This is a genomic window from Iodobacter sp., from assembly GCF_025352645.1.
Classification (GTDB): domain Bacteria; phylum Pseudomonadota; class Gammaproteobacteria; order Burkholderiales; family Chitinibacteraceae; genus Iodobacter.
Genome location: NZ_JANXSO010000119.1, coordinates 1 through 9,708, shown reverse-complemented (window position 1 = coordinate 9,708; position 9,708 = coordinate 1). Strand labels below are relative to the sequence as shown.

10 protein-coding genes are annotated in these 9,708 nt (G+C 48.9%); 3 read left to right on the top strand and 7 right to left on the bottom strand.

Annotation, left to right across the window (positions count from 1 at the left end; all coding sequences use genetic code 11):
• On the top strand, nt 1-268 hold a 268-nt coding region (locus Q0R17_RS13325), incomplete at its 5' end, for a hypothetical protein (RefSeq protein ID WP_293935782.1).
• Nucleotides 269-486: 218 nt separating this feature from the next.
• Entirely contained in the window at nt 487-954 is a 468-nt protein-coding gene (gene eco, locus Q0R17_RS13320) for a serine protease inhibitor ecotin (RefSeq protein WP_293935781.1), read from the top strand.
• 95 nt (nt 955-1,049) lie between these two features.
• Here eco and Q0R17_RS13315 read toward each other — a convergent pair whose 3' ends face one another.
• The 4 genes from Q0R17_RS13315 to Q0R17_RS13300 all read right to left on the bottom strand — a co-directional run bounded on the left by Q0R17_RS13315 (nt 1,050) and on the right by Q0R17_RS13300 (nt 4,147).
• Entirely contained in the window at nt 1,050-1,481 is a 432-nt protein-coding gene (locus Q0R17_RS13315) for an SRPBCC family protein (RefSeq protein WP_293935780.1), read from the bottom strand.
• A gap of 846 nt (nt 1,482-2,327) precedes the next feature.
• Nucleotides 2,328-2,738, bottom strand: a complete 411-nt coding sequence (locus tag Q0R17_RS13310) for a hypothetical protein (RefSeq protein WP_293935779.1) — start codon at nt 2,736-2,738, stop codon at nt 2,328-2,330.
• A complete protein-coding gene (locus tag Q0R17_RS13305; protein ID WP_293935778.1) occupies nt 2,735-3,601 on the bottom strand; it encodes a hypothetical protein in 867 nt (288 codons plus the stop codon). Before Q0R17_RS13305 ends, Q0R17_RS13310 begins: the two co-directional genes overlap by 4 nt.
• Before the next feature lie 3 nt (nt 3,602-3,604).
• Complete coding sequence (locus Q0R17_RS13300) at nt 3,605-4,147, bottom strand: PAAR domain-containing protein (protein ID WP_293935777.1); 543 nt, start codon at nt 4,145-4,147, stop codon at nt 3,605-3,607.
• 285 nt (nt 4,148-4,432) lie between these two features.
• On the opposite strand from Q0R17_RS13300, the gene Q0R17_RS13295 reads away from it, so the two are divergent.
• Nucleotides 4,433-4,753: a hypothetical protein gene (locus Q0R17_RS13295; protein WP_293935776.1), complete on the top strand. Its 321-nt coding sequence runs from the start codon at nt 4,433-4,435 to the stop codon at nt 4,751-4,753.
• Nucleotides 4,754-4,756: 3 nt separating this feature from the next.
• Here the strand turns inward: Q0R17_RS13295 and cobA are convergent, their stop codons facing one another.
• From cobA to nirD, 3 genes are all read right to left on the bottom strand, one after another.
• A complete protein-coding gene (gene cobA, locus Q0R17_RS13290) occupies nt 4,757-5,500 on the bottom strand; it encodes a uroporphyrinogen-III C-methyltransferase (protein ID WP_293935775.1) in 744 nt (247 codons plus the stop codon).
• Between the two features lie 646 nt (nt 5,501-6,146).
• Nucleotides 6,147-8,831, bottom strand: coding sequence for a nitrate reductase (locus Q0R17_RS13285; protein WP_293935774.1), 2,685 nt, complete (start codon nt 8,829-8,831; stop codon nt 6,147-6,149).
• 385 nt (nt 8,832-9,216) lie between these two features.
• On the bottom strand, nt 9,217-9,540 hold the full coding sequence (gene nirD, locus Q0R17_RS13280) for a nitrite reductase small subunit NirD (protein ID WP_293935773.1): 324 nt from the start codon (nt 9,538-9,540) through the stop codon (nt 9,217-9,219).
• Nucleotides 9,541-9,708: the final 168 nt, after the last annotated feature.

The window sequence follows — 9,708 nt, the reverse complement described above, 5'->3', positions numbered from 1 at the left end:
TAAAGATGCGCTGGTCAGCAGCGATGATACCGATTTGTTTTTTACGCTAAACCCAGAAAAAAACGCCCGAGCAACCCTGAAATGGGAGGCCGACAAAGACAACATCTCGCTATCTGGCGTACCCACCTCGGTTAACTCATTTTTAAGCAATAACCCAGAAGCCAAGGGCTATATCATTGCCAAAGCCTGCGGTTTTAAAGTGGATACAGCAGGTGGATCACGCAAAGAATGTGTGCAAAAAGAAATAGCTATTAAACTTATCAAATAATATTAATTAGATTACATAAAAAAAATTAACCATTTATTAAAATTGCAGACCTCACAAATATATATGCCGTTTTATTTGCATAAAAAATTGTGATAAATATCATTAACTTTTTGTAAATAGTTGCTACTCTTCAAAGCAGATCATCCATATGATGCCTTATCAATAAGCGGCGGCTCTTGCCATAAAGATTGCATCAATCAAATTTTAAGGAAGATTAAATGAAAATTAAACTTGCCATCCTTACTGCACTTACCTGCGCCAGTACCTTTGCTGCAAGCCCAGATCCAATGCAAGCCTTTCCTGCGCCAGAAGCAGGCTTTGTTCGCAAAGTGATTCAGCTGCCGAAAGTAAAAAATCCGGAGTTTTACCGGGTGCAATTATTGCCGGGCAAGATGATGGAAGTGGATTGCAATACCAGAAATTTAGGCGGGCAATTAAAAAAAGAAACCGCTCAGGGCTGGGGATATGATTATTGGGTACTGCCACAAATTCAACCGGGCATCAGTACAATGATGGCATGCGATCCTAATGCGCCTAAAAAACAAGCTTTTGTTAGCGTCTATTCAGAAGAACTACACCGCTATAACTATAAATTACCTATGGTCGTTTATGTGCCTGAAGGCGTTGAATTACGCTACCGCGTTTGGTCTGCTAAAGATAAAACCCAAACTGCAGAAAATGGTTAATTGAACTATTTAAAAAGGCGATGTTCGCTCAATTAAATATTGAGCCAGCGTCGCCTTTTTTAATTACCAGCACTTATAGTATTTCTAATGCTCAACTAAACGTTCGCAGCCTGAACGCCTTCTGCCTGTGCTTTAAGTCTTTGCAGGGTAACAGGCAGGCCCTTATCCACCAGCGGGGCAAGCATTCTGATTAAGAGTGGTTTCAGCAGCCCAGCAAACGTCACTCGATGCACCACTCGAGTACCGCCCTCCACAGCCTCCAGCTCATGATCAAAATCCATTCGATACAAGAAGGTCTTGCTGCTTACCGTAAAGTTACGGTTAAGTTGAATAGCCGTCACTTCCATAGGCACGGTATTGCCCTTGGTAGGCGTCAAACTGCCTTTAGAGCCAAGCGTTAAGCCCTTTTTTAATGAAGAGGCCTTCGTATCCGGGTCCCACCCCTTCCAATTCTCAACATCTTGGTAAATACCAAAAATCGTTTCAGGTGCAGCGGCAATCACAACTTGCTTCTCTACGATATTCATCGCTTTTTCCAAGTGACAGCAAAGATAAACACCCACAGGGTGCAGCCAGATTTATGCCGTTATACTACACTCAAATATTGACGTGAATGCCAGAAATTTGTCAGTTTAATGTATCAAATATTCTATTTTTTATTACAAATACATTAAAAAATGTCTATACAAAAAAGTTGTAGGGTGGCTTAGCCGCAGGCGTAACCCGCGATTCAGGCAGGGCAAGCTAAGTGGCAATGAGGAGGTGATTTGTGGTTTTCAGCATCGCTCAGCGCGGGTTGATAAACCTAACTCGCCCTACAGGGCTAAGCCAATACCCAATTAAAAAGCCATGAGCAGTATGTCGTGGCTTTTTAGCGTCTTAATTTTTTAAAATTAAAAAATTAACCGTGGTCTGGCCCCAGTTTTTCCCAGTAAAAAAAATCGCCCGAAGGCAGCTGTGTGTTTCGTGCTGAGTAACTTATGCCATGCGACAATTAATAATCATTCCCCCTGCAATCGAGGCCATTATAAATATGGTATGAGAGCCCAGCCAAACTCTCCAAGTCCTAGCGCGCTCTTGAGAACCCTTGCTTGCCAGCATGTACACAAGATAAGCGGAAAAAGTAGATATAAGGCTAAGGGTTAATCCGCATAAGAAATAAACGGCATTCGTTGCGCCGACCGGCCCCGTGTATACAGAACCCTTAGTCATTTCCGCACCTAATAAATAAAATATATACCAGATGGTTAGTGGTGCCAATAAACACCCCGTTGCCATGCTAATCCACGATAAAATATGACACGCGCGGGGGGAGTTTATCGCTGGGTGTGGTGAACTATTAGACAGGCTCATAGTTTACCTTCGTCATAGAGTTAACGGCTGCTATCTTTAAAAGGGCTGGTTAATTTTTTAATGCATATTGTTGTTGCTATTGATATTAATAACGAGACAACGATTACAGTCACCATCCATAGCCACGGGTCATTATTTGTAAAGGTTAAATGGCTTAATACATATGGTAAATAAATTCCATACCCAATGCTTGTAGCTAGAAGCCCCATAAATTGCTCTTTTCTACTGCGCCCTAATCCAACATTAACGACTAGTGGTATATATGGCGCTAGGCTCGGTAAGAGAAATGCATAGATAAGCCCTTGCCACGCTGGGGAGCTTGGCCCGGAATTTAAAGATGTTGAGGCTACATAGACAATTAAGAACATTAAGACTAATAGTACGAATATTAATATGCTTAATATCTTTCCTTGATGGAATGGTGGCTTCATTGAGGCTCCAAATATGGCACTTTAACTCCGATTGCTTGACCAATTTGTACCCGTTGATAACAAGTCCTACAGCCTTCGCCAGGATTTATTTTGTTGGTTGCATTATTTTTTACTACTTCTTGATATCTTCTAAAATATTTAGGGCCTTGTTTAAAGTAAGTAACAAGAACTGACTCTTGTTTTCTAGGCGGTAATGAGGAGAGAACGCCAAACATTGAGTTTTGAGCGTCTAATATTGCTAATGCAGTGAATTGTGCTGTTCCTTCATCTGTAACTAGATATTTTAGTAAATCACCTCGTGACATATTTTGTCTGTTTACTGCGAATGTTTTACGATGTTCTTCAAACAAATCAATTGCCGTTCGTAATGAAATATTAGCCTTGCCATAATCACCAGCAGAGATATTAAGTAATCTATCATCCCAGCCCCGTGATTCATTATTGGGGTCTTTTTGTTTCAATTTTTGATAGCCATCTTCTATCTTCTGGCTCCATTTTTCATCATTAACAGCAGGATTTGGTGTGGTGTTGTCTTGTCCAAAGTCAATTGTATTTTTTAATGCAGAGTAATCCTCCATAAATCTAGTGTTGTATTCATCAGCAATTGAACCTGCCACAGCAACTGGGGGTACATTATAAAATGATGAATAGTGCTTAATCCATTTTTGAATGCTTTGTAGGTATTCAAATACTGGTGGCTTGAATGGGTAATTGTCCTTTGGTATAGGGCAAGTGCAGCCACACATTAGTATTACAGGTTCACCATCTTTTGTTGGTGTGGATTCAGCTTTGTACGAGTAGCAAACAGTGCGACTCTCTGGGTCTTTTTTTATATCTACTGGAATACTTTTAAGCTTTCCCATTAATTAAGCTCCAAAAATCTCTACGGTTATCTCTTCGCTTTTTGAGGCAGTACCAACTTTACCTGTCAATCCACTTTCATCTGTTACACCCTCAAAAATGCCCAGCGAGGTCGTAATTCGATATTTTTGATTTTTAAACAAAGTGTCGGTTTCATGGTCACGTAGTACAAAATGCTGGTCGTATGTATCTTTAATTGTTTTTGCAGCACTATTGCCCGCGACACTTTTCAATAGTGACTGTGCGCTTTGACTTCCACCTGTAGACGCCACACCGCTGCCTTCATACGAACGATCTACCTCTGGCATGGAGGAAAATAGAACGGCTCCACAGGCTGTCTTATGCCCCTCTAACGCAACGGCCTTGCCGTCAATATTCCACGAAGGGTCACCCTCAATAATTGGGCAAGAGCCGTGTCCAGGAATAGGGCAACTAACCATATCCCCGACCCGCGCTACGGCCTTACCAAACATATTACGGTGCGCGGCTCCACTGACCACTACACCACCGTGGCTAGTATCATCACCTATACGTATTACTTTTTTCACGCCTATGCCTGTGAAGAGTCAAGATTAGTACGGCAATCTTAATCTTCGCTTACTGGTTTAACAATAAGCGGTAAGGGGTATTACTTGGGTAGGAGTATTGGGGTCAGTCCTTGTCTTTTGCAATTTTAATCTACTTACAACCAACAGAAACTAACCAACTCGCCCTACCGTACTAACAAATAATGAAAATAACCAGTAAGATAACAATCATACATTGTGGCAATAATAGCCACCAAAACCAAACTCAACAGGCAAGATATGCGACGATTATTACTTGGTTGCCTAATGCTAATAACGCTGAACACCCACGCAGGTGTAGTAGAAAATACCTCGCGTGAAATCAGCCGAGGCATCACGGATGGCGCGGTGCAAAGCACCAGCAAAGCACTTGAGCAAATTCAAAAAAATAGCGAGCGAAGAGCCAAAGAATACGCCGCAGATAATAAGCGTAAGCAGCGCTTAGCCAGTATCAGCGGCTGCGCGACGAACGCTAAAAAAACCAACTGCAAATGCTTTGATAAGCAAGGTGGAATTGAAAATATTCTGGATGAAAAACAATGTATGGATGTGGTCAGCCGCGGCTTGGCCGCGATCAATGATTTTTAATAGTCAGGCAACCAGAGCCTCTTCCAAAACCCTCTCCCTCGCCTCCCAAATCGCCTCTCCCACTAAAATAATCGCCGGACTCCCCATCTGAGCAGCCTGTGCATCTACCGCCAAATTCCCCAGATTACTGATTAAGCGGCGTTCGGCGGGGGTGCTGGCCCATTGGACTACGGCGGCGGGGGTGTTGGGGCTTAGGGTTTTGAGTAGGCCGGCGGTGACTTGGGCGATGCGGCTCATTCCCATATAGATCACTAGCGTGGTGCCGGTTTGGGCGAGTGCTTGCCAGTTTGGCTCGCTATGGTCTTGTGCGTGGGCGGTGACAAAGGTGACGCCCTGGCAGTGTTCGCGGTGGGTGAGCGAAATGCCGAGCGATGCCGCAGCGGCAAGGCCAGAGCTGATGCCGTTGATAATTTCAACACTTACACCTGCGGCTTGCAGAAAGCTGATCTCTTCCCCAGCGCGGCCAAACAGCAGCACTTCTCCACCTTTTACCCTGACTACGACCTTGCCTTGTAAAGCGTAGCGGCGCATCAGCCTTTGGATAAAATCCTGTGGTGTTGATTTACAGCCGCCTCGTTTCCCTACCCGAATCAGCTGTGCTTGCGGGGCAAGGCTGGCGATTTCTGGATTGGCTAAATCATCGAGCAGCACCACATCGGCCAGCATCAGCGCTTTCATGGCTTTGATGGTAAGCAAGTCCAAATCCCCCGGCCCCGCCCCTAATAAAATCACTTTGCCTTGTTTCATGGTTGGTTTTCCAGTGGGTTTGATTAGTTTTAGTGCCTTCGGCACAAGTGTTTTGGTGCGGTGTCCCCGCTGGGACTCACTTTCTTGCTTCGCCAAGAAAGTAAGCAAAGAAGGCGACCCCGACCAGCACGAAGGCCCCTCATCTGCGGACAATCGAGCGGCGGCTGCGGAACTCGCTTCGCTCAAACAGTCCTCACCGAAACCCCGCCCGCTTGTTCCTCGCTTCGGCGTGCTTCAAGGGGAGATTTAAGCCCCGTGCTATGAGCAGCGATATAACCATTGATATTGGTTGGCCTTGAAAAGGCTTTCTTTCAAAACACGACTTAACTAAAAATCTGTTTTTCTCTGTGAAACTCTGTGTTCTCGGTGTTCTCTGTGGTTCAAGATTTAACTATCTCCCAACAAGCTCATAGGGTGTGCAAGTCGTTTTTCTTGCGCACCGCCTTCCGGTGCGCAACGACTTCGTCGTTGTACACCCTATAAAAACCGTGCCTATTATGACTGCCTGCTTAGGTGTTAAAGCATGTTGGGTTACGCGATAAAGCTGCTAACCCAAGCTACGTTTAAATTCTGTTTTTCTCTGTGAAACTCTGTGTCCTCGGTGTTCTCTGTGGTTCAAGGTTTAACGCCCTGCCAACATCAACCATCAAGCCTTAATTGCCTGATTACACATCCTACTTAACTCCGGTACGCAGGAGCCGCAGACGCTGCCGCAGCCTAGTTTGGCTTTCAAGCCTGCAACATCGGCCCCCAGTGCGATGGTCGCGCGGATGGCGGATTCGCGCACGTTGATGCAGTTGCAGATCACCGGGTCGCGTGGGGTGTTGCCGAGTTTTTTAGGCGAGAAAGCGTTGAGGCGCGGGCCTTGCCATGGGTTGCCTGCGATCAACTGCTCCAAGAGCGCTTCGCCGCCTTGGGTGTCTCCCGCCAGTACAAAGCCGGTGAGTTGATCGTCTTGCCAGCCGACGCGTTTAAGCAGGCCGCGGCGGGCGTCGTGGTATTCGAGTACGTCGTGATTGGGGTAGAGATCGAGCGCGGCAAAGAGCTTTTCTAAGAGGCCTTCGGGTAGCATTTTGGCGGCGGCGCGTAACACTAAAACCGGCTCGTCGCGGCCTTGCAGGCTGATGCTGGCGTAGCTACAGGATTTTAAAAGTGGCTGTACGGCGGCGTGCAGCGCTAATACATCGCCTTTGCGGGCGGCTAATAATGCCCATGGCAGCTCGACTTTTTCGATGCGCACGGCGGCGTGTTTTAGCTCGGGCTGAAACGATTTATCGTCGGTGGCGCTGCTAGCGATTTCATTGCTGCCGCTGCTATTTAAAAACTGCCCGCTCCAGTGCATGGCGGTAAAAACGCAGCCAGAGACCAGATCAGCAGAGAGCGCCAATGGCAAAATCAGGCTGCCGCGCTTGCTACTCACGCGGAGTAAATCGCCCACTTTTAGATTGCGCCGCTCGGCATCCACTGGGTTCATTTCTAAACTTGGCTCGGGACTATGCGCAAAGAGCTGCGGCAGGCGGCCAGTGCGGCTCATGCCGTGCCATTGATCGCGCAAACGGCCAGTGAGCAAATGAAAAGGAAAGCGTGAATTGGTCGGCTCGGCCACCGGCAGATAATCCACCGCCGTAAATTTGGCTCGACCAGAGTCGGTAGCAAACACGCCGTTTTGATAGCGCCGCGCCTGCCCAGTGCTTGCGCCCTGAGGGTAAGGCCATTGCTGTGGGGCGGCTTCTAGCAACGCATAGCTTAGGCCGCCAATATCCAGATCGCGGCCTACCGTTAGCGCGCGGTGCTCGTTAAAAATGGCTTCGGGGCTGTCAAAAAAGAACAGGCCGGGATGCGCTGGTTTTAAGCGCGCGCCCATTCTTTGCGCCACTTGCAGGGCAATCCAGCTATCTGATTTGGCCTCGCCAAGTGGCTGCACCGCAGCCCGAACGCGGGAGATGCGCCGCTCGGAGTTAGTCACCGTGCCTTCTTTTTCGCCCCAGCTGCTGGCTGGCAGCAGCACATCGGCAAAGGCGGTGGTGTCGGTGTGGGCAAAGGCATCTTGCACCACTACAAACTCGGCCATTTCTAGCGCCTGACGCACATTGGGTAAATCTGGCAGGGAATGCGCGGGATTGGTGCAGACAATCCACACAGCCTTGATCTGCCCCGCTTTAATCGCATCAAACATCGCCACGGCGGGCAGGCCCGGCTTGCCCGATACGGCGTCCACTCCCCAAAATTGCGCCACTTCGGCACGGTGCTGTGGGTTGGCAATATCACGGTGCGCGGCCAGCATGGTGGCCATGCCGCCCACTTCGCGCCCACCCATGGCATTGTGCTGGCCGGTCAGCGAAAACGGCCCGCTGCCGGGCTTGCCAATTTGCCCCGTTGCCAGATGCAGATTAATCAGCGCCAAGTTTTTATCTGTGCCATGGCTGGATTGATTCAGCCCCATACAATACAAAGACAATGCCGCTGGCGAGCGGCCAAACCATTCTGCCGCTTGCAGTAAATCGGCCTCCAGCACGCCGCATAGCTCGGCAACCATTTTGGGCGTGTACTGCCGCACCCGCGCTTTTAGCTCGGCAAAGCCGCTGGTATGCGCCTCAATAAAGGCGGCGTCCGCCAAGCCTTCCCACAAAATATGGTGCAACATGCCGTGAAACAGCGCCACATCGGTGCCTGGCTGAATCTGCAAATGCAAATCAGCCATCGCGGCAGTATCGGTGCGGCGCGGGTCGATCACGATCCATTTGATATCAGGATTAGCCGCCTTGGCCGCCTCTAAGCGGCGAAACAACACCGGATGGGCATAGGCCATATTGCTGCCAGCAAACAGCAGCGTTTGCGCTAATTCCAAGTCTTCATAACAAGTTGGCGGGCCGTCCGCACCCAAGGCCATTTTGTAAGCCGTGACCGCGCTCGACATACAGAGCCGCGAATTGGTATCGATATTGTTCGTGCCAATCAGGCCCTTAGCCAGCTTATTAAACACATAGTAATCTTCGGTCAGCAGCTGGCCAGAAACATAAAACGCCACCGAATCCGGCCCGTGCTCTTCAATAATCCCCGCAAACCGATCCGCCACCGCATCCAGCGCCGTGTCCCAGTCAACCCGCTGCCGAGCCTCTGAGTGGCTGGTGCGCAGCTCCGGATACATGGCCCTCCCAGTGGCGCTTTGCACGCTTTTGGCCAAAGACAAACCCTTAGTACACAGGCGGCCCCAATTGGCCGGATGAGCCGGATCACCGCTCACCCCAACAATCTGCTCGCCCTCACTCTCGATCAACACCCCGCAGCCCACACCGCAGTAGCAACAGGTAGAACGGGTTATGGTGGTCATGGTGGTTCTCTATTTGTAGGGCGGGTGAAACCCGCCATCATTCAAAAATGTATATTGGTGAGGCCTACCCAATATGAGCTAAACAAAAAGACCTTTTTAGTGCCTTCGGCACATTGATTTAGGTGCGGGCGTCCCGCTGGACCTTCCTTTCTTGCGCGGCCAAGAAACGAAGCCAAAGAAGGCCGCCCCGACCAGCACGAAAGCCCCTCACTGCGGATAATCGCCTCGGCGGTAAAGGCTTCTCGCTCGCTGCCTCGCTACCCCTTTGCCGAAACCCCAAGCCGCTTATTCCTCGCTTCGGCGTGCTTCAAGGGGATTTTTAAGCCCTGTGCTAAGAGCGTGGCATCAAACTCCCACAGCTAAATACCACGCAAAAAGCACCAATCTACAAACTCAAAAACACTTCGCCTTCGACGACTTTTATGGGGAAGCGCCTAGCGCAGCCTTCGTCGGGAGCGCGGGCCTCACCTGTGGCGAGGTCGATATTCCAGCTGTGCAAGGGACAGGTCACCGATTCGCCATGCACAATCCCCTGCGACAAAGGCCCGCCCTTATGTGGGCAATGATCCAGCAGGGCAAACACCACATCTGCAGCAGAGCGAAACACCGCTACATTGCCCGCATCACGCTGCACCACACGGCTACCCAGCTTAGGGATATCTGTCACTTGGCAAATACTCACCCAAGGTTGATTGGCTTTCATATTCATTGGTTTTCCTTCTTAGGGTGGGTACAATGTAGTGGTCAAGTATTTTCAGACACCACGATCGGTGTTTTTACTGCCATTTCTCGTTCATAAATCATTGGCGGTAAATTGCCCCTGGCCGAGTGCAAACGCACACAGTTGTAAAAGCCAGCGATGTACTCGGTGATGTCT